The sequence below is a fragment of the Anaerotruncus sp. G3(2012) genome (assembly GCF_000403395.2).
GTDB lineage: Bacteria > Bacillota > Clostridia > Oscillospirales > Ruminococcaceae > Anaerotruncus.
Genome location: NZ_KE159657.1, coordinates 320472 through 345541, shown reverse-complemented (window position 1 = coordinate 345541; position 25070 = coordinate 320472). Strand labels below are relative to the sequence as shown.

Genomic DNA, 25070 nt, shown 5'->3' with positions numbered 1-25070 from the left:
TTTTCTGTTTTAGTTGCGCTTGTTGTTGAAGATCGACAGGATGTCAAAGAAGTTGTCGTCGTCCTCATTGGAGGATACCACAGGCGGTGTTTCCTCCTGTTGCTGCTTCTCCGGAACCGCTGCCGGCTTTTTCCCGAACCCATAGGACGGCAGCGCAAAGTTTTTGTCGTTGTCGAAGCCGGTCGCGATCACAGTGACACGGATCTCGTCGTTGAGGGTTTCGTCGAAGGTGGCGCCCCAGATCAGGTTGACATCCGGATGCGCCGACTCATGGATCATCGAAGAGGCGGTATCGATGTCATCCAGATCAATGTCAGGTGATGCAGTGATATTGACGATCACGCCCTTGGCGCCGTTGATCGAGGTTTCGAGAAGCGGAGAGGCGATTGCCGCTTCTGCCGCCAGACGCGCCTTGTCCTTGCCGGACGCCGCACCAACACCCATATGCGCATAGCCCGCGTCCTTCATGATCGCAGTGACATCAGCGAAGTCGAGGTTGACCACACCGGGGATATTCACCAGATCGGAAATGCTCTGTACGCCCTGTTTGAGCACATTGTCCGCCGCAGAGAAGGCATTCTGGAGGGTGATCTTCTCGTCCGAGATCAGCTTGAGCCGTTCGTTCGGGATGACCAGCAGCGCATCGACATGTTCACGCAGCGCGGTAACACCCATCTCCGCCTGCTCCATCCGCCGGCGCCCTTCAAAGTTGAACGGCTTGGTGACAATGCCAACTGTAAGTACACCCATCTCGTGCGCAATCTCCGCCACAACCGGGGCGCCGCCGGTACCGGTGCCGCCGCCCATGCCCGCTGTGATAAATACCATATCGGTGCCCTTGAGCGCGGCTGCGATCTCGTCCCGGCTCTCCTCCGCCGCGCGCTGGCCCTTTTCAGGATTGCCGCCCGCGCCTTTGCCGCGGGTGAGTTTATCACCAATATGCAGTTTATAGGTGGCCTGCGACCGAAGCAGCGCCTGATTATCTGTATTGATCGAGATGAATTCCACACTCTTCATCCCCGACTGGACCATCCGGTCGACCGCATTGCCGCCACCGCCGCCCACGCCAACTACCTTGATTGATACGACATTCTCCGATTCACTTGCCATATCGAAGTTCATTATCATCGCTGTTCCCCCTGTATCCGTTCCATACCTTATTTTGGCGGCATGGCTGTTTTTATGTCTAAAAAGGCGCTTCTACCCCGTCTTAGTCTACTATCGTCCCCATTTTAACAGATTTCCGCCGGTAACGCAATAGCTTTCCGGGCCAGTTTCTCAAATTGTGACAAATTCCCAGCTTTCAGCCCTTTCCGGCACTCACCCAACCGGGACTGTGGCCAGCTCGTCCCGCGAGGAGGAGGACGCCTGTTCCGGCGGCCCCGATGCCGCGGACGAGGAAGATGCCGCTGCCTTTGCTGCGGCGCTGTTGGCGGCCGCAAGCGCGTCCGGGTCGAGCGCAAGCTCAGGATTGCTGCTGTCCTGGAACCAGATGGTGGTTTCCGGCTCCTCTTCCTCCTGCGCCTCTTCGATAAACTTGCGGCGGGCGTCGATCTCGCTTTGGATATCGCCGGGACGGCTCCAGATTTCCGCCGGGGTCGAGCTGCCGACCATCGTGACATCAAGGGTACCCTCAAAGTCATCCGCAAGATTTTCCAGAGCGACCTTCTCGACCGCCTGCAGCTTCAGCGCGAGGTGCGCCTCGCTCCCCAGCTCAACCATGATCCGCCCATCATAGACGATCATCATGTTGAGCGGGTCGGAAAAGTCGATCAGGGTGATGTTTTCAAAACCGGTCTCTTCCACCGCGTCGACCAGATAGGTCAGCATCTTGAAGCCGTCCTCCTCCGCTTCCGCCGCCTCCTGACGCCGGATCCGGTCCCGCTCCTTGTTGCTGATCTTCTGGCGTTTCGCCTCTTCCTCGCGTTCGGCGGCCTCCGCCTGGTCGAACGCATTGGTCTGCTGGACCTCTTCGGGATAGATGATCTCCCCGCGCTCAACTACGGTGCCCAGCCTGCGTCCAACCGCCGGCGAACTGATATACATGCCGGTCACAACGGTCATCGCTTCGGGCAGCGAAACTGCATTCGCCTCGAGAATCCGCCCGCTCCGGCCGATGATCAGGTATCCCACCGAGGTATCCACCGCGCCGAGCGGGGTTGCCTGGGTGATCTCCAGCACCAGCTTTGCCGGGAACACCCGCTTGAAATGCACCTCTTCAACGTAGGGGAACTTTTCAATCAGGCGCTCTTCCACCTTTTTTACGCTGACCCGGAACAGATTGTCCCCGATCTGGACCCCGCTGCTTTCGATCAGCTCTTCATCGGCATACATCGCGTTCCCGGAGACCTCGACCGCTTCGATCTTGAAAAACACGGTGAGCGAGAGCACCGAAAAGATCGACAGCGCAACAAGCATCAGCAATATGTAGTTGAGGGTCTGCCGGCCTGTGCGCCTGCGCCTGCGCCGGCGCCCGGAAGCTGCCGCCTTCGCCCGACTGGGGGAGGAACGGCGCACCGGTCCGAACGATAGGATTTTCTGCTTCATGGCTGCCTCCGGCGGTTCCCGCTTCAAAAGGACGGGAACTGTTGCTGATAAAGATGATCCGGCCGAACCATTTCAGGACAACGGATCATCCTGGTAAATGGCGGACAAACGTCAGCAGGCATGTAAAACATGCCTGTCGGCCATGAAATCCGAATCAAAGCCGCTTTTCGCCGCTCCCTGCGGCCATTCTGCCGCAGGCTTCCAAAGAATCCCCATAAAACTTTGAAAGTAATTCGATTATAACGGAATCCGGGTGAGAAAAACCGGCGTTTCTGTCGAACTTCGCGCCTAATTTTAAAAAATATCTTCCAGCCCTCAAAGCGGACTGAATCGGCGGCTTTTATGAAAACTGGTTTCAAAACCAAAACGGTTTTGAAACCCGCAGCACTGCTGCGGGTAAGTATGGCTTCCAGGTAACCCCGCTGTCTGTAACGTGTCTAAAAGCCTATTCCATCTCTTTTTGCGAGGGATTTTTACCACCCGAAAAAGCAAAATCCCAAAAAGCGCTTCGTATGGAGAAGGAGTTCTTCCATAAATAGGGACCCCAAAACCATCTAAACCATGCGTTTGGTCAAAAACGACCGTTTGCGCGGCGGAGATATGCCCGGAACCCATCAAAATCTTCCCACACTTTCCCTGCCGCCGCCCGCTTTCCCAAAACATCCAGCAGAGGGAGCCTCCTTGTTTGCGCCAGTTTTCTGTTCTATTATAACACGCAGGAGCAGGCGGCGCAATCCGCTCGAAAAAAATTCAAAATTTCAGGCATTGAATTTGGTTATGCCTCCCGCCGCACCTGTGCCCCGATCGACGCAAGGTTCTCTTCAAACCGTTCGTAACCCCGGTCAATATGCCCGATCTCGAGCAGTTCACTTTCCCCCTGTGCCGCCAATGCCGCCACTGCGATTGCCGCCCCGCCGCGCAGGTCGGTGCAGTGTACCGACGCACTGTGCAGCTCCCGTACCCCGTGTACCAACGCGATCCGCCCTTCTACCTTGATATCCGCGCCCATCCGCGCAAGCTCGGGAACCTGCTTATAACGGGACTCAAAGATGTTTTCGACAAACATGCTGCTCCCGTCCGCAAGGCAGGCGGCCGCCATCAGCGGGGACTGCGCATCGGTGGGGAAGCCCGGATAGGGCATGGTCCGCACACAACGGAGCGGATGCAGCCGCTTGGGAGCTTCGAGCCGGATGGTCTCGGCTGTTGTCTCAATGCGGCAGCCCATCTCTTCAAAGCAGGGCAGAACCGCCGAGAGATGTTCGGTGCAGACCCCGGTCAGCAGCAGCTCGCCGCCGGTGATTGCCGCACAGCTCAGGTAGGTTGCCGCAGCGATCCGGTCGGAGATCACCCGGTGTTCACAGGGCGACAGGCTGCGAACCCCCTCGATCCGCACATCCCCGTTCTGCGCAATCCGCACCCGTCCGCCGCACGCATTGAGAAAATCAGCAAGATCGGAGATCTCCGGTTCACGCGCCGCATTCCGAATGACCGTCTCCCCTTCGGCCAGCGCAGCCGCGATCATAACGTTTTCGGTCGCGCCGACACTCGGGAACGGCAGCGTCACGATCCCGCCATGCAGCCGGTCCCGAACCCGGCAGTCGAGATAGCCGTGATCCTCCCCAATCTCGACCCCAAGCCGTTCAAGTGCGGCGAGATGCAGGTCGATCGGGCGCGGCCCAAGCTCGCATCCGCCCGGCAGAGAGATCCTCGCCCACCCGCATTTTGCGATGATCGCCCCCAGAAAGACGATTGACGAACGCATCCGGCGCATCAGCTCATCCGGGATACAGCAGCAACAGTCCCCGCCGCCAGACACCACCACCGATTCCCCCTCACGATGGGCGCTGGCCCCAAGCTGGGCGAGGATATTGCAGGCGGCTTCCACATCGGTCAAACGCGGGCAGTTATGTAATACGCATTCACCCGGCAGCAGTGATGCCGCCAGGATCGGCAGGGCGGCATTTTTCGCGCCGTGGACCCGCAGCGTCCCGGACAGCCGGCTGCCGCCGCAGATTTTCAGTTTTTCCATCTTCACGCACCCTTTCATCTGCGGATACGCCCCCCTCGTTCCAGGGGCTGTTTCCATCGTTCAAACAGAGCTTCAATCCTGCCTGATTCTGAACCATCCTATGCTGTGCACAAAATTCTGGTTCCGGGAACGCTTTCGGGCTTCACCGCATAAAATTTCAGAAAGGGGTTGACAATCCCGGCCGTTTGTGCTTAAATAGGGGACATAAACCAGTGACGGAGAGATAAAACCGTAAGCGCACGCACAGAGAGCTTGGGAAGCTGAGAACCAGGCCGGAACGCGGGACGGGCAAATGGACTCCTGAGGGCGCGGTGAAAGGCGAATCTGCTGAGTATCCTGCGACGCGTGCCGGCGTTATCGGGCAAAGGGTGTGTTGGCACTCTGATGAGGTGGGCGTTTTTACGTCAATCAAGGTGGTACCGCAGGTTTTACACCTGTCCTTGTTGGAAGGGCAGGTGTTTTTGTTTGTTCTCCGGAAACTGCAAAGCCTGCCGTACCTCCACCAACATATAAATCATTTTATATGTAAAGGAGCACTGAACCATGAAAAAGTTTTTTGCAGCAGCAATCGCAGTCCTGATGACCGCTTCCCTCGCCGCCTGCGGCAGCACTCCCTCTTCTTCCGCGGCGGAAAACGCCGCCCCCGCTTCCTCGGCAGCATCCACAGAATCCGCACCCTCTGATGCAGGCTCGGGCAACACCTACCGGATCGGCCTGGCACAGATCATGGAACATACTTCGCTGAACCAGATTCGGGATTCGTTCACCGCTGAAATGGAAGCGCTCGGTTACGGGCCGGACAAGGTGGAAATCGACTACCAGAACGCACAGAGCGACCAGTCCAATCTGAATTCGATCTGCCAAAAATTTGCGGGCGACGGCAAAGACCTGATCGTCGCGATCGCCACCCCGACCGCGATCTCTGCGGCGGCAGCAGCCCCCGACATTCCGCTGGTCTTTTCGGCGGTAACCGACCCGGTCGCGGCCAAACTGGTCGAGAACCCTGACGCCCCCGAAGGCAACATCACCGGTACCTCGGATGCGATCCCGGTCGACCAGGTGTTCGAGCTGATGAACCAGCTTACCCCCGGCGTCGAGACGGTCGGCCTGGTCTACAACCTGGGCGAGGTCAACTCGGTCGCAGTAATCGAGCAGGCCAAAACCTATCTTGACAGCAAGGGGATCGGATATGTGGAAGCCACTGTGACCAATACGAGCGAGGTACAGCAGGCGGCACAATCCCTGGTGGGCAAATGCCAAGCATTCTATACCCCGATCGACAACACCGTCGCAACCGCAATGCCGGTTTACGCGGAGGTGGCGAAACAGGCGGGCCTCCCGATCTATACCGGCGCAGACTCGATGGTCATTGACGGCGGCTTCGCAACGGTCGGCATTGATTACACCCTGCTCGGCAAACAGACCGCCGCAATGGTGGTGAAGGTGCTCGAAGGCACCCCGATCAGCGAGATTCCGGTTGAGACACTGAGCAACTTTGCCACCGTTGTCAACACCACTACCGCCGAAGCGATCGGCGTAACCCTCCCCGGGGACCTCCTCTCCTCCGCCATCGTCGTGGAATAACCATCTGCTGATTTTTTGAGAAAAGAGTGATCTTATGTCCTTATTCGCCTTGCAGGGCGCGGTCGAGCTGGGCCTGATCTATGCGCTGATGTCGCTGGGGCTGTTCGTCTCCTATCGGATTCTGGATATTCCCGACCTCACGGTCGACAGCAGCTTCACGCTGGGTGCGGCAGTCGCTGCCATGCTCACGGTGGCTGGCCACCCCTACCTCGGGCTGGGTCTGGCGGTCGCGGCGGGCACGCTGGCGGGCTGTCTGACCGCTTTCCTACAGACCAAACTGCAAATCCAGCCGATTCTGGCGGGCATCCTCTCGATGACCGCGCTCTATTCGATCAATCTGCATGTGATGGATGGCAAGGCACAGGTTTCGATGCTCAAAACCGCGAGTCTTTACACCCTTTCCAGTGGGAAGTTCTCGAAACTGCTCGTCTCGGGCGCAATCCTGCTGGCAGTCTGCCTGATGCTGGGATTTTTCTTCCGCACCCAGCTCGGGCTTTGCATCCGGGCGACCGGCGACAATGAGGATATGGTCCGCTCCTCTTCGATCAACACCGAGCGGATGAAATTCATCGGGCTTGGGCTGGCAAATGCGCTGGTCGCGCTCTCGGGCGGGATGCTCGCGCAGTACCAGAACTTCGCCGATCTGAGCATGGGAATCGGCATGGTGGTCATCGGGCTGGCTTCCCTCATCATCGGCGAGGTGATCTTTGGCCGGCCGAACATCCCGCGCAACATCCTCGCGGTCGTTCTCGGGTCGATCATCTACCGCACGATCATTGCGTTTGTCATGGCGCGTGGGATGTCCCCCAACGACCTCAAGCTGATCTCCGCGGCAATCGTCGTGCTGGCAATCTCCTATCCGGCAATCCTTCAAAAGGTCCGGGTGCGCAAACTGATGAAGGAGGCGAAGCTTGATGCTTGATCTGAAAAACGTCAGCAAAACCTTTTTCCCGAACACCCCCAACGAACGTAAGGCGCTCGTTGACATCAACCTGCATCTCGCGCCGGGCGACTTTGTGACGATTATCGGCGGGAACGGTGCTGGCAAATCGACCCTGTTTAACTCGATTGCCGGATCGTTCCTGATCGACCGCGGCAATATCCTGCTTGACGGCAAAAACATCACCTTCCTGCGCGATTACCAGCGCGCCCGGACGATCGGCCGGCTGTTTCAGGACCCGCTGAAAGGGACCGCCCCAAACATGACGATCGAGGAAAACCTGGCAATGGCCTACCTTCGCGGGATGCGCAAAGGCGTGCACTTCGGGATCAGCAAAAAGGATTCAGACTTCTTCCGGGAGCAGCTTTCCGAGCTGGGCCTGGGACTGGAAGACCGGCTGAAAACAAAAATGGGGCTGCTCTCGGGCGGACAGCGGCAGGCGGTAACCCTGATGATGGCAACGATCGTCACCCCAAAATTACTGCTGCTCGATGAGCACACCGCGGCGCTTGATCCCGCTACTGCGGAGAAGGTCGCCGAGCTGACCCAGAAGATCGTCGCACGCGGCAGCATCACCACTATGATGATTACCCACAATATGCAGCAGTCGCTCGATTGCGGCAACCGCACAATCATGATGGATAACGGCCGGATCATCCTCGACCTGCAAGGGGACGCACGCTCCAAACTGACCGTCCCGGATCTGCTGGAGCTGTTCAAGGACCGCAGCCATAAGGCGTTTGACAACGACCGTATGATGCTCTCGTAGGGCGGCATGTCCCCTGCCCCCGCTTCGCAAAGGAACGTTTTGCCTGCTTTTTAAGCAACCATCATAAAAAGTTTCGCCAGCCTTTTCAAAGGCTGCGGTTTCCAAAGGCAGCGCCTTTGGCCGCGCTCCGCAGAGCGCGGAACATCCTCTTGGGTGCCGGGCACCCGCCTGAGAAGCGCATTTTTTGGGGTGAATTGGCTCTGACTTGCAGTCAGAGCCAAGAGGGGGCTTTTTACAAGAGAAAAAGCCCCCTTCTCAAAAGATATACATAAACACCATGTGTTTCCACCAGCAAATCTATGCACTGCGGCCCGCCGGACAGCTTTCCGCTGTCCGGCGGCCTTTTTGCGATTCATAATGTTTTCGTTCCCCGCATAAGGTATACAAGCCTATTCAAAAGAAGGGGGACGAAAAAATGGGGCAGCAATCCGCAAGACTGACAGCCCACTCGATCGGGGGGCTGAGCAAATCCGAAGTGGAGCGCGCTCGGAGGGAGCATGGGGAAAACCAGTTTACCCGGAAACGCCGCAGAGGGTTCTGGCAGCAATTTCTCGAGAGCTTCGGAGACCCGATCATCAAAATCCTTCTGGCAGCGCTCGCGGTGAATCTGCTCTTCCTCCTGCGCAGCCAGAACTGGTTTGAAACTGTCGGTATCGCACTGGCAATCTTCCTGGCAACCTTTGTCTCCACCCTGTCGGAATATGGGAGCGAGTCCGCCTTCCTGAAATTACAGGAGGATGCCGCTAAAATCCAGTGCCGGGTCAAGCGCCGGGAAGGGGTGCTCTCGGTTCTGATGTCCGAGATCGTAGTGGGCGACCTCGTGCTGTTGCAGGCAGGAGAACGGGTTCCGGCAGATGGTATTCTGATTTCAGGCGAGCTGCGGGTCGACCAGTCCGCGCTGAATGGGGAAAGCAAAGAGGCGGTAAAAATTCCGCTCCAAAACGGAGCGGACGACTGGGACCTTACCGTAAAAAACCAACTCTTCCGCGGGAGCGTGGTCACTTCGGGCGAGGGATTGATGGTGGTACGAAATGTCGGGGACCACACCTTCTACGGCGGGGTTGCACAGGAACTACAGGAGGAAACACGGGAAAGTCCGCTCAAACTCCGTCTGGCAGGGCTGGCCCGGACGATCAGCGGACTGGGGTACAAAGCCGCTGGCCTGATCGCATTCGCCGACCTGTTCCACGCCATCGTGATCGACAACAGATACAGCATCCCGCTGATCCTCGCAGAACTGCACGACCTTGGCGGGATGCTCGCCAACTTCCTGCATGCGGGGATTCTGGCGATCACTGTCGTGGTGGTGGCGGTTCCCGAAGGACTCCCGATGATGATTACTGTCGTGCTCTCCTCCAACATGTTCCGGATGCTCCGGGACCATGTGATGGTGCGCAAACTGATCGGGATAGAGACCGCCGGGAGCCTCAATCTGCTGTTCACTGACAAGACCGGCACCCTCACCCGCGGTAATCTGAGCGTCTCCACCCTGATTTCCGGGGACGGAAAGCGATACAACAGCGTCCAGTCGCTCAAAGCGGCGCCAGGACTGTTTGAGCTGGTCTGCACCTCCGGGTTTGTCAACACAGCGAGCATCGTCTCACAGGGACGCGCCATCGGCGGCAATGCGACCGACCGCGCATTCCTGGATTACCTCCTAGCCGTCCAGCCGCAGCCCCCCTCCTGTTCCAAAGAACATGTTCTCCCGTTCGACAGCGCCCGGAAGTTCTCGTCAGTGCGCCTGGGCGGCGGACGGAATCTGACCCTGTTGAAGGGCGCACCCGAAAAACTGCTTCCGCACTGCAAGCGCTGCTACACCCCAGACGGCAAAATCCGCCCGCTCCCCAGCCTTGCAGCGCTCCAGCAGACGTGGAATCAGCTTGCAGGGGAGGCGATGCGGGTTCTGGTCCTCGCGGCATACGACGGCGCATGGAGCGAAGAGATTCCCCATGATCTGATCCTGATCGGGCTGGCTGGCATCCGGGACGAGCTGCGCCCCGAGGTGCGCAAAGCGGTCCGGGAGGTGGAAAGCGCGGGCATCCAGACGGTCATGATCACCGGCGACAACCGGGAAACCGCAGTTGCGATCGCGCGGGAAGCCGGTTTGCTTCGGTCGAACGAACCAGACGCAGTACTCACAAGTGCGGAACTCGCTGCGCTTGACGACAGCCGCCTCAAGGCAGTCCTGCCGCGCCTGCGGGTGGTCGCACGCGCACTGCCCACTGACAAGAGCCGGCTGGTGCGGATTGCGCAGGAACTGGGGCTGGTGGTCGGCATGACCGGAGACGGGATCAACGATGCGCCCGCCCTCAAAAAATCCGATGTCGGATTCGCGATGGGGAGCGGCGCAGAGGTCGCCAAAGAGGCCGGTGATATCGTCATCCTGGACAACAACTTCGCTTCGATCGCCAAAGCGGTGCTCTATGGCCGCACGATCTTCAAAAGCATCCGCAAGTTCATCGTCTTTCAGCTCACCATGAACCTCTGTGCGGTCGGGGTCTCGCTGATCGGGCCGTTCATCGGGATCGACACCCCGGTCACAGTGGTTCAGATGCTCTGGATCAATATTATCATGGATACGCTCGCCGGGCTGGCGTTCGCGGGGGAACCGCCGCTCGCCGAATACATGAAAGAGCCGCCCAAAAGCCGCAGCGAACCGATCATCAGCGCCGAGATGCAAAACCAGATCATTGTCACCGGGCTGTATACAGTCGCCCTCTGCGTATCGTTCCTGCGTCTGCCTTTCTTCCGCAGCCTGTTCCGACCGGGGGATGCCTATTTCATGACCGCCTTTTTTGCCCTTTTTGTTTTTTCAGGCATCCTCAACAGCTTCAATGCCCGCACCCATCGGATCAATCTGTTCGCCCATCTCGCAAAAAACCCGTCGTTTGCGGCTGTCATGCTGTTGGTCGCAGGGGTACAGCTTCTGCTCATCTACTACGGCGGAACCCTTTTCCGCACCGCTGGGCTTACCCTGCCCGAATTGAAAGCTGTCTGCCTGATCGCTTTTTCGGTGGTACCGGTCGATCTTGCGCGCAAGCTCTGTCTGCGGCTTCGCAGAAGATGACAAAAGCCTGTGCATGGGGTTCCCATGCACAGGCTTTTTTTCGTGAAGCGGATCAGACCAGCTCAATTGTATATTCGAACTGGTACTCCTGCTGGAGTGCTTTGACCTTCTCCTCGTTGTCCTCAATAAATGTCTCGGTATAGACCGATTTCCCCTGTTTTTTGTAATCGTTCAGGATTGCTTCGAGTTTGTTCCAGCATTCCTGCTGGCGTGCCTCGTCTTCCTCCTTGATGTCAATTACAAACTCTCGATGTTTCGGAATTCTCGCTTTCATCGTTTCACTTTCCTTTTCTCTCGGGCGGCAGCCGCCCGGGTAATGTCCTTATTTTATCGTCTGGAACGGTCCAGGTCAAGCTTTTTTTCACAGCCTGTTCTGCCTTTGGAGCAGACGTTCAGCGCTTCCCCTTCAGATATTCCGAAAGTGCCTGCGCCATCACACGCGCCTGCTGCTCGCTGAGCTGTTCCGGTTCAGGCGCCCCTGTCTGCGGCAGCGAAACCGGCTTCTGTGGTGCGGATGGCTTGCCGGCTGTCTGTTTTTTGCGGCGGAAAAGCCCCATTTCAGCACCTCCTTTTTGCAAAAATGGTCTGTGTCCCTGTGTGACTCCATGCCAATCTGGTGTATCTCCCTACCCTCATCAAGCGGCCGGATTCTTTTTTGATTATAGCACGCCTGCCCGCCGGTGACAAGAGAGACAGCGGAAATCCTCCTGGATGGCAGAACAGCCCGCCCCCTCCCATGCCATCAAAAATTTTGATAGCATGCCCCTTGATTTTTCAGGGCTAAAGAGCTAAAATAATGTCTGAATATTTCGTACGGAGGGGTCGAAAAATGGTAAAGGTCGGGTTTGATAAGGAAAAATATCTGAAGCTACAGTCGGAACACATCCTTGAGCGGATTCAAAAGTTCGGCAACAAGCTCTATCTGGAATTTGGCGGAAAATTATTCGATGATTTCCACGCCTCGCGGGTGCTGCCCGGGTTTGCCCCTGACAGCAAAATCAAAATGCTGCTCCAGCTCAAAGAGAGCGCAGAAATCGTAATCGTTATCAACGCCTCGGACATCGAAAAAAACAAGGTCCGCGGTGACCTCGGGATCACTTATGATGTCGATGTGCTCCGCCTCATCGACGCATTCCGCGCAATCGGTCTGTATGTCGGCAGCGTTGTCATCGCACAGTTCGCCGGACAGCCGACGGCAGATGCATTCCGAAGCCGGCTGGAAACCCTGGGGGTCCAGGTTTACCTCCACTACCCGATTGCCGGATACCCCTCCAACATCCCCCTGATCGTCAGCGACGATGGCTACGGCAAAAACCAATACATAGAGACCTCCCGTCCATTGGTTGTGGTCACCGCGCCCGGTCCGGGCAGCGGTAAGATGGCGGTCTGTCTCTCCCAGCTTTACCACGAACACAAGCGCGGGATCAAGGCCGGGTATGCCAAATTTGAAACCTTCCCCATCTGGAACCTGCCGCTCAAACACCCGGTCAACCTCGCCTATGAGGCGGCAACCGCTGATCTCAACGATGTGAACATGATCGACCCGTTCCATCTGGAATCCTATGGGGTCACCACCGTTAACTACAACCGCGATGTAGAGGTATTCCCAGTGCTGAATGCGATCTTCCAGCAGATCGCTGGGGAAAGCCCCTATAAATCTCCTACCGATATGGGGGTGAACATGGCGGGCATGTGCATCACCGATGACGAAGCGGTCGTGCAGGCATCCCGACAGGAGATCATCCGCCGCTATTATCAGACGCTCGCTTCCCATCGGATGGGGATGGCAAGCGAGGAAAGCGTTTATAAACTCGACCTGCTGATGAAACAGGCGGAGGTCTCCACCAAGGACCGCCCGGTCGCACAGGCGGCTATCGACCGTTCGGCCGCAACTGGGATGCCCTCCACCGCGATCGAACTGCCCAACGGCAAAATTATCACCGGCAAGACCACCGATCTGCTCGGTGCTTCGTCGGCAGTCCTGCTCAATGCGCTCAAAGAACTGGGGGGGATCAGCCACAACATCCACCTGATTTCACCGATCATCATTGAGCCGATCCAGCATCTCAAGGTCGACCACCTGGGCAACCACAACCCCCGGCTGCACAGCGATGAAACGCTGATCGCGCTTTCGATCTCGGCAGCAACCAACCCCACCGCCGAACTGGCGATGCAGCAGCTCGATAAACTGCGTGGGTGTGAAGCGCACTCCTCTGTCATCCTCTCACAGGTGGATGTGGCTGTGTTTAAAAAGCTGGGGATGAACCTCACCTACGAGCCCCAATACCAGACCAAAAAACTCTATCATAAATAGGAAATCCGCGTTTCAGGGATTTCAAAAGAGAGCCGCCCAGATGCTGGGCGGCTCTCTGTGTTCTGGCTTTCTGGAGCTGTGTAAACGGAATCAGCCGAGCTTGAGCGCTTCCTTGACCTTTGCGATGATCAGTTCAGCGATATCACGGGAAGCATCGACGGTCTGCGCGCCGATGTGAGGAGAAACAATGAAGTTGTCGCACTCAAAAAGCGGGGAGTCGAAGCCTGCGCCTTCGGTGAGTCCGCCGCCAGCCAGCTCGTTCTCCATAACATCCGAAGCATAGCCGCCGATTTTGCCAGCCTTGAGCGCCTCATACATATCCTTCTCGTTGACGATTCCGCCGCGGCCCATATTGAGGACAACCGCATCGTTTTTCATCTCAGAAATCGACTTCGCATTGAACAGGTTTTTCGTCTCTGCGGTGAGGGGCACATGGATGGTCACATAATCCGAAACCTTGAGCAGTTCGTCCACGCCCATGCCGGTAGCGCCCTCTTTTTCGAAATCCTCGGGCTTGAGGAACGGATCGTAAGCAACAATGTTCATCTTGAATGCGCGTCCCAGCTCACCGACACGGCGTCCAATGCGCCCGAAGCCCAAGATACCGAGCGTTTTGCCGCGCAGCTCACGCCCAACAAATTTATATTTATCCCACGATTTGTTGACCTTGACATCATGGTTCGCCGGAATGGTGTGGCGGGACATCTCGAGCATCTTTGCGAGGGTCAGCTCAGCAACTGCGTTGGCGTTCATGCCGGGCGCATTGAATACCTGAATGCCCTTTGCTTTGGCGGTCTCGGTATCGACATGGTTGAGGCCGACAGCGCAGACACCGATTACCTTGAGGTTTGCGGCAGCATCAAGGATGGTTTTGTCAATCTTGGGGTCGACACGCATAATCAGCACGTCATAATCCGGAATCAGCGACGCAAGTTCCTCCTGGGAAGGGAGCATTTTGGTATCTACCTGCATATACTTGCCAAGCTCTTCCGAAATCGAACTGTGGACCGCATCAATAATGAGACATTTCATGGGTAAAACATCCTTTCCAACTTTTTTGTGGTTCTTCTTCACAACATACAGAATTCCTGTTCGGAGAGACGGGACAATCGCCCGGGACACGGAGCAGCTAAAATTTTACAGTCACCTCCAATACTGACAAAATCCTGCCTCCATGTCGCCCCGCTCTTTACCAGTTTACCATCTTTTGCAACATTAAACAAGACAACTCTGAAAAAATCATGGAGATGTTTTTTCGCAGGGTTTGTGCAAAATTTCCTCATTCTCCCAGCCCCACAAAAACAGCGATGCAGACAGCAGATCGGCACACCCTCCCGGAGAGAGGTTCTGTTGGATAAACGCCTGGTCCAAAGCTGCAATATCCTCCATTTCCGGCAGAGGGCTGCGTTCCAGCAGCCGGGCACAGTCCTCCGCCGCTCTTTTGGCAGCAGACTGCCCACCCCGGGCGATCATATTGGTGTCGGTTACCTTCGCGATCAGGTGAAGCAGCGCGACAGCCCCTGCATCGTTTCGGCTTCGGCCGGAGTCCAGCGCCCTCTGGAACGCAGGGAGGGCAATCTCAGAGACCCCCGGAAAACCCCGGGCCGCTTCCCCTCGGACCCCGGCCAACCCCTGCCGCAGATAGAGCTTTTGTCCAGTGGTATGGGCAGTTTCATCGCTCAGGCCCGCAAAATCCGCTTCTACCGCAGCGGTCGCCATGGCGGAACATTCCGCCAGTATGGCTTTTGGATCCCGGCAGGGATTGTCCGCCCGCCACAGCCGCCCCACAGCACCGCAGATGGTTCCCAGTGTAAAAATCGCTCCTTTGTGGGTATTGACGCCGCCTGTAGCGGCAAACATGGTGCGTTCCGCACTCTGACCGGCCTGTTTCAGGGCCTGAAAGGTATCCGGCGGGGTGCCTTTTGCCGTATCCTGGCCGATTTGCACACAGCGGGACCAATAGGGGGCCAAAGCTGCGGCACTGGCAAGAAAGGTGAAAAGGTCCATATCCCGGTGGCTGCCGTTGTTTGCCCGATCTACGAGGCCCGGCTTGGGCGTGATGCAGACCTCTTCCAGCAGGGCTCTTGTCGCCAGTGCAGCGACAGTTTCCCGGTCCGCAGCGGCGAAGTGCTCCTCCATGATGCGCAGAGTCGCCTTTTGAAGCGTTTCCACCGAATGGACCCGCCGGGAGGCGCACCCTCTCCCCTCCGCACCGCAGACGATGCAGTTGCGGGAGCCGCCCCCAACCTCTTCCCGATCCAGTTTGCGGCCATCCGGAGCCAGGACATCCATATCGAACAGCCTGCCCAGCCCGGTACTGTCTTCGATCGAAACACATAGCGCCTTCACTTCCCGGGCTGTTCCTTTCACTGCATACCGCGCCTCACAACCGGTGGGAGCCAGCAGCTCCTGACGATCCAATACAGGGAGTTTCGCTGCCTGAAAACTGGCCTCCAACTGTCTCTGTCCCGCCCGGAACGACCGCCGGATCAGGGGGGAATCTTTGACCGGTCCGGCGATGTTCAGGGTGAAGGAGATGACCGGTACCCCATATTTTTCAAGCAGGGCGTTCTGATGCCATACCCTGTTTTCCCTGGCCTCCAACACTTCTGTCAATGTCACTTCCCGTTCCATTGTCCGCTCCTTTCAATAGTGGATCACATCTTCACAGGCCCGGATGGCAGCAATTACCGGCTTGGCCTCGGGCGAGGCAAAATAGTCCCAGGTTGTTTTGGGCACCAAAGGACCGATCTCCCCCAGCCGCCCATCATGAATCCATCTTCTGACTGTACTGGCGCTCACCGGCTGCCCATCGTGTTCCAGACGCGGGATCACCCGGCACTGGATGCCAAGTTCCGGCAGGCGCCGGACCATCTCCCCATTATACAGGGCTGTGACGCGGCTGCTCTTCTCCTCCCCTACATAGCGGTATCTGATATTCAGGCGGGGGGCGATCTTTCCAAAGACCTCCAGGTCTAAAGCAGCATGGGTATGGATGACCGAATCCGCATCCTTTAAAAAATAACTGGGAAAGGTGGCCCCGCTGATGATGTAGGGGCCAGATTCATGGCAGATCACATTAGATAGGTGGGACACCCCCGCCTGTACCAGACGCCGGCGGACAGTGGAAGGGATGGGGCCGGCCTCTTCACTGAGGACAAACAGATGAACCGTTTCATGTGCCGCTGCGGCCCGCTCCACCAGATGCAGGTGGCCCAGTGTGAAGGGGTTCGCATTCATAACGACCGCGGCCGCCTCCCCTTCCCGCCGCATCTGTTCCAGTGCTGTGCAGTAGTCGGAAAAGCCCCGGCGGCGGTTCTCCAGAAAGACCAGACGGTCCTCTACCCGCGCAATCTCATAAAACCCAAGATCACAAAAAAATCTGGCACTCTGCGGCTTGGTGTATAGGAACAGGTGGGTATTCCCGCGTTCCGCCTGAACCTCCATCAGGTGGCTTACCACCTGGTTGAGCAGCCCTTCCCCCTGGCGCCTCCGATCCACCGCCAGGCAGCGGATGGTATTTCCAAAACAGCTTCCTGTGGCAGCCAGCTTCCAATCCGCATCAAAAAGGCCGCAGGTGTAGTCCAGATTCCCGTCCCGGCAGATTCCCTCCTGCTCCAGAAGTGCGTCCAGCTGCCGTTGGGCGCGTGTGTCTTTTGGGGAAACCGCAATCAATGTATCTGCCATAAAATTCACCTCATATCAGCAGTGTGGGATCGCCGCAGGTTGGAAAAGAACCATCCTGATGTTTTCCAGCGTTTTCATTATAACAGAGGGCGGTTGCTAAAAAAAGTCCCCTGACGCAGCAACCGACGAACGCCAGGGGAAACAAGAAAAGGAGAGCGCTTACAGAGGCATGATACCCAGCAGAATAGCCACCAGCATACACAGGATGGAGAAGCCCCAGACATAGGGGAAACTGTTCTTGATATGGTCCTTGATGTCCACATCGGCCAGGCCAACGCCCAGGAGGGTGGCGGGTACCATAGGACTGATAAAGGTGGCGCAGTTGCGGCAGACCACCATTGCCACAGCGATAGGCAGGGCGGCGATGCCGAATCCTTCGCCGATACCGATCATAACAGGGAGCATACCGTAGAAGTAGCTGTCGGTATCGAAAGCCAGCGCCAAAGGTACAGACAGGATGCCGATTACAATGGGCAGGTGACGGCCCAGGAAAGCGGGCAGGACCATCTTGATGAGGTTGGACATGCAGGTGACTACACTGGCAACCTCCACGTCATTGACCGTGACGCTCTTGACCAGCACGCCCATGAGAACAGCGGCGCCCATCAGGGTGGAGCACATCATCAAAGCGGGAGCGGCATGGCTGTTGATGATCTGTTTGTGGGCCTTGGCGGTAAACCCATAGTTGATCAGCAGTGAAGCGGCCACGCCCAGCATGAAGGGCACATAACTGGGGAATTTATCCCAGATCAGCAGGGCGATTACAGCGACCGTGAGCAGGACATTGACCGCGAAAAGACCGGGGCGAGACAGCTCGTTCTTCGCTTCCTGGGCAGCATCATCCAGCACCACCTCGCCTTCCAGCTGGGCCAGGCTGCCGTTGAGGCCCGCACCCCGTTTCCGCTCCTGAACACCGGCCAAAACAGCATGGGCCAGACACAGAGCGATGCCAAATGCCTGGATGGGGAGCAGCGTGCTCCAAAGCTGGCTGGCCTCTATGCCCAGCACAGTGGCAGCGCGGGCGGTGGGACCGGACCAGGGCATCAGATTGAGTACGCCCATCGCCAGCACACTCACACGCAGCAGGGTAGCGGGGCGCATGTGCATCTTCCTGTAGACCGGCAGCATGGCGGGAACCACAATACAGAAGGTGGAGGCCCCGCCACCGTCCAGATGGCCGATGAGGGCGATCACAGTGGTCATGACGGTAACGCCTACAACACTGTTGCCCACCACCTTCATCAATTTTCCAATGATAACATCAAACATACCAGCATCTGTCATAATCCCAAAATATAGTACGCTGAATACAAACAGAGCCGCAGTAGGGGCGGTGGACCCAAACCCGGATTTGATGAGGGAGCCTACATTCCCCATGGTATAGTAACCGCCCAATACGAGGACAACCGCCAGGGTAAAGGGGAAAACGATAAAAGCAATGCTTGGAAGGGTACGGCTCTGGAACAGCGTCACCACGATAGCGATGATGCACAGGAAGCCGAGAATACCTACCATAGTCTCAGTCATAATCTGTAACCTCTTTCTGTTTGATTTCTGTCAGCCCAGCGTAAACGGCCTGATCTTCCGCACGACATCCAGAATGGTCCCATCCCGGGCTTCCAGTACGGCTACCACCTGTTCCTCCCATTCCAGATCGTCAGGGGTCCCCACCAGTGCATACGCCTTCTCTTTTAACGTCTCAATGCCCACATGGGGAATCCCAGCCGCGTCCAGACACTGGATCAGGTCCGGCCGCAGAGGGTTGACAGCGATGCCGTAATCGGTGACCAGCACATCCACACAGTCCCCGGGGGTCGTGACGGTGACCACATGCTCACAGACGGTGGCCATCCGCCCCCGGATCAGAGGAGTGACGATGATACAGCACTTGCTCCCGGCTGCCGCATCCGGATGCCCGCCGGGGGCGCCGCGGAGGACACCGTCCGAGCCGGTGAGAACATTTACATTGAAGCTGGTGTCGATCTCCAGCGCGGCCAATACCACAAAGTCAAGCTTGTTCACGAAAGCCCCTTTGTTTGCGGGATTGGCGTACTGGCTGGCGCTCATCTCAAAGTGTCCGGGGGTCTGGTGGATCGAGTTCACCCCATCCAGATCGAAGTCCTGAACGTCAATCACCTTGCCTACCTTGCCCTTTTTCAGCAGTTCCACCATAGGCCCGCAGATACCGCCGATGGCCCAGCCCATCCGGATTCCACGGTCATCCATATACTGTTCCAGAAACAGGTTGGCCGCGAGGGAAGGCCCGCCCACGCCGGTTTGGAACGAAAACCCATCCTTGAAGTAGGGGGTGGAGGCGATCACCTTTGCGACATCCTCTGCCATCATCAGGTCACGGGGATTCTGGGAGATGCGTGCTGCGGCCGAGGCGATCTTCTGCGGGTTGCCGATCGAGTCCACCACCACGACCGCATCCACGTCGATGGCTTCTACGCTGGCGGGCATGTTGGGAAAATCCACCAGGCAGTCGGTGATGACCACCACATGATCGGCATATCTGGCGTCGGTCATGGCGTAGCCGAGGCTTCCACAGTTGGACTTGCCGCCGATCCCCCGGCAGTTGCCCATACAGTCGCTGGTAGGGGCGGCGATAAAGGCGATGTCGATGTGCACTTCGCCCCCCTCAATCGCCCGGGGACGTCCGCCATGGCTGCGGATCACCGCGGGGGTCTTCAGCTTTCCAGCGGACACGACCTCCCCCATCCGGCCCCGGATGCCGGAAGTCTGGATCCCCACCACCTTACCCGCCTCGATATAATCGGCAATAGGGTCGTGGGCCGAACCCAGGCTGGTGGCTGCGATGGTCAGTTCTTCCAGTCCCAGCTGCTCAATAGCGGTCTGCATCACCATGTTTACCACATAGTCCCCATCCCGGAGATGGTGGTGGAACGAAAAGGTCATACCATTTGCGGCTTTGCACTGCCGAAGCGCCTGTGCGATGGATTCCACCACCTTGCTTTCCTGCGGCTTCTCGCAGCGCCGGGTCTTTGGGGCGGCTTTCTGGATGTATCTGCCGTCCATGTGGTTTTTCCCCTGATAAACTTCCCGCCCCCCGGTCAACAGGGCATCGGGAATTTCCCTTCCAACTGCATTTTTCATATCAGATCCCCCTCATACATACCACAGGCCCGCGCCAGACGCAGCGTACGTTCGGCACCGGGAATAAAGGCAATGTCGATCATCTTGCCGTCCACAGTGAACACGCCCACCCCGGCGGCAGACTGCTCCCGGTAGGCCAGCAGGATTTTTTCCGCCTGCATGACCTCTTTTTCAGTGGGGGCAAAAACCTGATGGACAAACCGAATCTGTCTGGGGTTGATGAGGCTTTTTCCATCAAACCCCATTGCCTTGTTTTGCAGGACTTCGGCCTCGAACCCTTCCTGATCGTCCAGATTGGTGAATACGGTGTCAAAGCACTGGATTCCCGCAGCGCGGGCAGCCAGCAGCATCTGTCCGCGGGCGAACAGCATATCCACACCATCCCGCTGCGGGGTGGTCTGCATACATTTCCGGAAATCACCGCCCGAGATCGCCACCCCAAACATCCGCTCGGATGCGGAACAGATTTCGTAGGCATTCAGCACCCCCTTGGGGCTTTCCAGCGCGGCCATCAACAGGGTCCTCCCCTGCTCCACACCAAACTCCCGCTCGGTTTCCTCCACCGCGCGTTCTATGGTGTGCACATCATCGGCGCTCTCGCACTTTGCGATGCGGATTCCGTCGGCTCCGCCGGCCACGCACACCCGGACATCCTCCCGCCAATGGGGGGTATCCAGACCATTGATGCGTACGATCACCTCGGTGTCACCATAGTCGATCGACCGTAAAGCGTGGTATAGGGAGAAACGTGCGGCGTCCTTCTGGTTCTCGGCCACCGCATCTTCCAAATCCAGCATGATGGAATCAGCGCCATAGATATAAGCATCTTTGATCAGCCCCGGTTTCTGTGCATTCATGAACATCATGGTGCGGCGCAGCCGGAACCGTTCGGGTCTTGGACGGGGAATCATCTTACCGCACCTCCCCAGGGGATATTTGCGGCCGACTGGCCGCAGCTGCGGAACACCGCACATTCCACCCTCGCTTTCAGGGTACAGTCCAGCGCCCCTTTATCCACGACGGTTACACGGGCGCTGGCAACGCCCAGCCGTTCCAACGTCTCCAAAATGGTGGATCTGATCTGCCGCCCATACTGATTCATGACGCTGCTGGTAAGGGTCAGCTCAATACCCGCTGTGCCCGGCTCTATTGTCACTTGCGCATCGCTGGATTCCATTGTTCCGGCAATGGCTGGCTTCAAAATTTCCATCTCCTGTGCCTCCTTATAAAATGGGGTCTTTCCGCTCTTTGATGGCAATAGTTTAACATGCATCCTCATTAGGGACAAATAGAATTTTTCTGCATTTTATATAACTTTTTTCTTATGAAACCCGCTATAGATTGACTTATATAGAGATTATGTTATGATGTAAAGCAGATGCAGGCCATACCATTTGGACGTTTTGCAACAAACCGGGGAGGATTTTTCTATGAACCTGAAACAGGCCCATTATATCCGCACCATCGCGCAGGAAGGCAGTATCACCGCCGCCGCAAAAAAGCTCTATATCAGCCAGCCTTCCCTGAGCCAGATGCTCAAACAGGTGGAGGCCGAACTGGGGGTCTCGCTGTTCGACCGGAGCGTGTCCCCCTTCCGGCCCACCTTCGCAGGGGAAAAATATCTGCAAACTGCCGGGATCATCCTGGCCGCCAGCCAGCGCCTGGAAACCCAGATCCAGGCGATCCGGGAGGAGAACAGCGGCCGGCTCCGGCTGGGGATCAGCGTCCAGCGCGCCATGCAGGTGCTTCCGCTGGCTCTGCCATGGTTCATGGCCCAGTTTCCCCATGTGCTTCTGGAGATCACCGAGCGGGGAAGCGCCCATCTGGAGGAACTGGTCCTCCAGGGCCAGGTAGACCTGGCTCTGGCCGCGATCGAATCTACCAGCCCCCGCCTATCCTACGAGCTGATCGAACGGGAAGTGATCGGCATTCTGGCAGGGAAACGCTCCCATTTGGCTGCCCGCTATCCGGACGGGACCCCCATCACTTTGGATATGGCTGGAGAAGAAACGTTCGTAAGCCTGAAAAAAGGCCACAGCGTCCGGGTGGTCCAGGATGACCTGTTCCGGCGTTGTGGCCTGATGCCGCATATTCTGCTTGAAACCGATTCTCTGGAGGTCGCCCGGCGGGTAGCCTTGGGGACCGGGAGCTGTATGCTCTGCTCCAATATTTATGTAGACGGCCCAACCCGCCGCCATGGGGCCTTTTATCCGCTTCTGGATTACGAGAACCACCGGCATTTTTATGCCTGCTATCCCAGAGAGGAAAAACTCCCTCGTTATTCTGTCGAGTTTATCCAGATTGTAACCCGCGTGCTCCAGCAGGAAGACTTTTATCATTGATGCGCTTGTTTCCAAGTCGTCCGGCGGTCACCGAAAAAAGTTGCACAAAATTCAAAGAAAGAATTTGTGGAGCGGGTTTTCCTCCATCCCCACCAGTTCCCTGATAAGTTCTATCAAGTGGACTGCATGTTCCGAGGGCCTGCTGCCCCTGGGGTACGCCGCCGAAAAATCGGCGGACAGCTGCCGCTCCCCCACCGAGAAAACCTGGGGTGTCTGAATAAACCGCATATCCCGCAGGTAGCTTTTCAGGCAGAAGGAAACACCAAGGCCGCTTGCCGTCATCTGGGCGGCTGTCTCGATATTGCGGATCAGAGTGGTGCGATGGGGGGTTGCCCCTGCCTGCCGCAGCAGCTCATCGGAATATTGACGCAGGCTCTGGTCGTTGTGCTGTAGGATAAAAACTTCCTGTTGAAACAGTTTCAGGTCGATCCACGGGCAGGCAAACCCCTCCCGGTATTTCGCATAGCCGCACAAGGGGTGGTCCCTTGGCGCCAGAAAAAGCACCGGATCGTGGTCTAAAAGGGTATATTCGAACTTTTGATCGGGCTGGACCGCATTGCACAGCATCAGGTCAAGCTGGTCGGTGCTCAGAAGCTCCCCCATGGTTTTGATGTTGCCTTCATAGATCACAAGCTCTACATGCGGATAGAGGTTCTGGAAGGTTTTCAACACCGATGGCACCAGCTGTGGAGAGCGCCGTATGGGGAAGCCCACCCGCAGGCGTCCCCGATGCCCATGCAGCACAAGGTCATGCTGGATGTCAAATTCTGCCCCAAGCGCCAGTATTTTTCGGGCTTTTTCCAGATATACCTCCCCCAGATAGGTGGGCACCAGCCTCTTCCCGGTACGTTCAAACAGCGGGTATCCCAGCCCGTTCTCCACAGAGGACAAATAGGAGGACAGGGCTGGCTGGGTCACCCCGAGACGGTTTGCGGCCCGGGTCATGCTGCCGCAGTCGGCCAGTGTCACAATATAGTGCTGCTCCTTCAGATTCATAAAACAGCCTCCTCCGCGTACCAACCATAAGTTTTTCTTATACCACCTAAAAAGCGAGATGATTTGCGTTATTCTGCCATTCCATTATACTGAATGTCAGGAAAAGCGGCAAGGCTTTTCTGCGTTGGTGTCCTGATAAAGCTGTCAGGCTGGGAACCTCTGGTTGGGAAGCGGTGAGTCCCCTGCCCGGCAGGACCAAGAAGAGGAGGAAAGAAACTTATGGAACCAAAAGCAAAAAAAGCATTTAAAATGCCACACACACTGGTCATCATCTTCGTCATCATCCTGGCTGCTGTTGTGCTGACCTGGCTCATCCCGTCCGGCGAATATGTGCGGGTTGAAGACGCGGCTACCGGGAAAAAACTGATTGACCCGAGCAGCTTCCATCTTGTGGAGAGCACACCCGTCACCCCTTGGGCCATCATGGACTATGTGGTCACCGGGTTTTCCAAATCCATCGACCTGATTCTGGTCATCCTGTTTGCAGGCGGCGCATTCCATATGGTGACCGAGAGCGGCGCGCTTCAGGCATCGGTGGCCAAGGTGGCAAGAAGGTTTTCCTCGCGGCTATACATCTTCATCCCGATTCTGACGCTGGTGTTCACAGCCATCGGCACCTCCCAGGGCGTGAACCTGTTTATCCCCTTTGTTCCCATCACCCTGATGCTCTCCTACGCACTGGGGCTTGACTCGATTGTGGGCGTGGGCATCATCCTTCTGGGCGGCGCTATCGGGTTCTCCACCGGCACCCTTCAGATCAATACCACCCTTGTTGCGCAGGAGATCGCTGGTCTGCAGCCCTACTCCGGCATCGGATACCGGTTCGTATGCCTGGTGGTATTCTATATTATCACGAATGCCTATCTGATCCGCTATGCCATGAAAATCCAGAAAGACCCCCAGCTGAGTCCCATGTATGAGCTGGACCAGCAGAACGAGATGAAAAACAATGCGGACCTGGATTCCTTCGGCACCATGACCTGGCGGCGCTGGGCGATCCTGGCAGTCGTGGTCGGCGCGCTCGGTCTCATCGTCTACGGGGGCCTGAACCTGGATTGGGAAATGGCCAACTTTGCGGCCATGTTCCTGTGGTTGACGGTAATTGTCGGCCTGCTCGACAAGAAAGGTCCTTCCGCCATCGCCAAGGGTCTGGTGGTTGGATGCAAGACGATGCTGGGCGCGGCCCTGATTATCGGCCTGGCCCGGGCGATCGCCGCGGTCCTCTCCGCCGGCGGAATCATCGACACCATCGTCTATGCGATGGCGGGTGTCCTGAACGTGGTGCCCTCCTTCCTTCAAGCCCCTGTGATGTTCCTGCTCAACATCGTCATCAACTGCTTCATCACCTCCGGTTCCGGTCAGGCCGCAGTGGTCATGCCTCTGTTCCTGCCTGTGGCCGATCTGGTCGGCATGACCCGCCAGACCGCGATTCTCGCTTTTAACTTTGGAGACGGCTTCTGCAACTATGTCCTGCCTACCTCCACCGCTCTGATGGGGTTGATCGGTGCGGCCAACGTACCCTATGACAAGTGGATGAAATTCATGTGGAAGCTGTTCCTGATCTGGTGTGTAACCGGCTGCATCCTGGTCAGCATTGCACAGTTTATCCGTTTGGCCTGATAACCTGTTTCGAATGAACCTATTGAAAAAAAATCAGAAAATGGTTCTTTTCGGGCCT

The 25070-nt window shown here is 57.1% G+C and carries 21 protein-coding genes; 7 read left to right on the top strand and 14 right to left on the bottom strand.

What is annotated here, in order from left to right; translation table 11 throughout:
- Positions 1 to 9: 9 nt before the first annotated feature.
- The 4 genes from ftsZ to murA all read right to left on the bottom strand — a co-directional run bounded on the left by ftsZ (position 10) and on the right by murA (position 4576).
- The gene (gene ftsZ, locus C814_RS07500; protein WP_016315035.1) at positions 10 to 1128 is read right to left on the bottom strand and encodes a cell division protein FtsZ; all 1119 of its coding nucleotides are present in this window, start codon (positions 1126 to 1128) and stop codon (positions 10 to 12) included.
- A 192-nt stretch (positions 1129 to 1320) separates the two neighbouring features.
- Entirely contained in the window at positions 1321 to 2547 is a 1227-nt protein-coding gene (locus C814_RS07495) for a cell division protein FtsQ/DivIB (RefSeq protein WP_016315034.1), read from the bottom strand.
- A gap of 315 nt (positions 2548 to 2862) precedes the next feature.
- Entirely contained in the window at positions 2863 to 3210 is a 348-nt protein-coding gene (locus tag C814_RS0103705) for a hypothetical protein (protein ID WP_022788204.1), read from the bottom strand.
- Positions 3211 to 3322: 112 nt separating this feature from the next.
- Positions 3323 to 4576, bottom strand: coding sequence for a UDP-N-acetylglucosamine 1-carboxyvinyltransferase (murA, locus tag C814_RS07490; RefSeq protein ID WP_031219419.1), 1254 nt, complete (start codon positions 4574 to 4576; stop codon positions 3323 to 3325).
- A gap of 543 nt (positions 4577 to 5119) precedes the next feature.
- On the opposite strand from murA, the gene C814_RS07485 reads away from it, so the two are divergent.
- From C814_RS07485 to C814_RS07470, 4 genes are all read left to right on the top strand, one after another.
- Positions 5120 to 6160: an ABC transporter substrate-binding protein gene (locus tag C814_RS07485; protein ID WP_016315032.1), complete on the top strand. Its 1041-nt coding sequence runs from the start codon at positions 5120 to 5122 to the stop codon at positions 6158 to 6160.
- 34 nt (positions 6161 to 6194) lie between these two features.
- Positions 6195 to 7082: an ABC transporter permease gene (locus C814_RS07480; protein WP_016315031.1), complete on the top strand. Its 888-nt coding sequence runs from the start codon at positions 6195 to 6197 to the stop codon at positions 7080 to 7082.
- Positions 7075 to 7869: an ABC transporter ATP-binding protein gene (locus C814_RS07475; RefSeq protein WP_016315030.1), complete on the top strand. Its 795-nt coding sequence runs from the start codon at positions 7075 to 7077 to the stop codon at positions 7867 to 7869. Before C814_RS07480 ends, C814_RS07475 begins: the two co-directional genes overlap by 8 nt.
- 415 nt (positions 7870 to 8284) lie before the next feature.
- Positions 8285 to 10936, top strand: a complete 2652-nt coding sequence (locus C814_RS07470) for a calcium-translocating P-type ATPase, PMCA-type (protein ID WP_016315029.1) — start codon at positions 8285 to 8287, stop codon at positions 10934 to 10936.
- Positions 10937 to 10988: 52 nt separating this feature from the next.
- On the opposite strand, the gene C814_RS07465 is transcribed toward C814_RS07470, so the two are convergent.
- Both C814_RS07465 and C814_RS23390 read right to left on the bottom strand, forming a co-directional pair.
- On the bottom strand, positions 10989 to 11210 hold the full coding sequence (locus C814_RS07465) for a hypothetical protein (RefSeq protein ID WP_016315028.1): 222 nt from the start codon (positions 11208 to 11210) through the stop codon (positions 10989 to 10991).
- Between the two features lie 118 nt (positions 11211 to 11328).
- The gene (locus C814_RS23390) at positions 11329 to 11493 is read right to left on the bottom strand and encodes a hypothetical protein (protein WP_016315027.1); all 165 of its coding nucleotides are present in this window, start codon (positions 11491 to 11493) and stop codon (positions 11329 to 11331) included.
- 272 nt (positions 11494 to 11765) lie between these two features.
- On the opposite strand from C814_RS23390, the gene C814_RS07460 reads away from it, so the two are divergent.
- Entirely contained in the window at positions 11766 to 13250 is a 1485-nt protein-coding gene (locus C814_RS07460) for a DUF1846 domain-containing protein (RefSeq protein ID WP_016315026.1), read from the top strand.
- Between the two features lie 90 nt (positions 13251 to 13340).
- Here C814_RS07460 and C814_RS07455 read toward each other — a convergent pair whose 3' ends face one another.
- From C814_RS07455 to citD, 7 genes are all read right to left on the bottom strand, one after another.
- Complete coding sequence (locus tag C814_RS07455; RefSeq protein WP_016315025.1) at positions 13341 to 14282, bottom strand: D-2-hydroxyacid dehydrogenase; 942 nt, start codon at positions 14280 to 14282, stop codon at positions 13341 to 13343.
- Positions 14283 to 14489: 207 nt separating this feature from the next.
- The gene (gene citX, locus C814_RS07450; RefSeq protein ID WP_016315024.1) at positions 14490 to 15884 is read right to left on the bottom strand and encodes a citrate lyase holo-[acyl-carrier protein] synthase; all 1395 of its coding nucleotides are present in this window, start codon (positions 15882 to 15884) and stop codon (positions 14490 to 14492) included.
- 12 nt (positions 15885 to 15896) lie between these two features.
- On the bottom strand, positions 15897 to 16937 hold the full coding sequence (gene citC, locus C814_RS07445) for a [citrate (pro-3S)-lyase] ligase (protein WP_016315023.1): 1041 nt from the start codon (positions 16935 to 16937) through the stop codon (positions 15897 to 15899).
- A 159-nt stretch (positions 16938 to 17096) separates the two neighbouring features.
- Positions 17097 to 18464, bottom strand: coding sequence for an SLC13 family permease (locus C814_RS07440; protein WP_016315022.1), 1368 nt, complete (start codon positions 18462 to 18464; stop codon positions 17097 to 17099).
- A 30-nt stretch (positions 18465 to 18494) separates the two neighbouring features.
- Positions 18495 to 20054 carry a citrate lyase subunit alpha gene (gene citF, locus C814_RS07435; RefSeq protein WP_016315021.1) on the bottom strand — a complete coding sequence of 520 codons (1560 nt, stop codon included), beginning with the start codon at positions 20052 to 20054 and terminating at the stop codon, positions 18495 to 18497.
- A complete protein-coding gene (locus C814_RS07430) occupies positions 20051 to 20965 on the bottom strand; it encodes an aldolase/citrate lyase family protein (protein WP_016315020.1) in 915 nt (304 codons plus the stop codon). The genes citF and C814_RS07430 overlap by 4 nt, the downstream gene beginning before the upstream one ends.
- Positions 20962 to 21264 carry a citrate lyase acyl carrier protein gene (gene citD / locus C814_RS07425; protein ID WP_016315019.1) on the bottom strand — a complete coding sequence of 101 codons (303 nt, stop codon included), beginning with the start codon at positions 21262 to 21264 and terminating at the stop codon, positions 20962 to 20964. The genes C814_RS07430 and citD overlap by 4 nt, the downstream gene beginning before the upstream one ends.
- 220 nt (positions 21265 to 21484) lie before the next feature.
- Here citD and C814_RS07420 point away from each other — a divergent pair, with 220 nt between their 5' ends.
- A complete protein-coding gene (locus C814_RS07420; protein ID WP_016315018.1) occupies positions 21485 to 22396 on the top strand; it encodes a LysR family transcriptional regulator in 912 nt (303 codons plus the stop codon).
- A gap of 51 nt (positions 22397 to 22447) precedes the next feature.
- Here C814_RS07420 and C814_RS07415 read toward each other — a convergent pair whose 3' ends face one another.
- Positions 22448 to 23392, bottom strand: a complete 945-nt coding sequence (locus C814_RS07415) for a LysR family transcriptional regulator (RefSeq protein ID WP_016315017.1) — start codon at positions 23390 to 23392, stop codon at positions 22448 to 22450.
- 219 nt (positions 23393 to 23611) lie between these two features.
- On the opposite strand from C814_RS07415, the gene C814_RS07410 reads away from it, so the two are divergent.
- Entirely contained in the window at positions 23612 to 25012 is a 1401-nt protein-coding gene (locus tag C814_RS07410; protein ID WP_016315016.1) for a YfcC family protein, read from the top strand.
- Positions 25013 to 25070 lie beyond the last annotated feature (58 nt).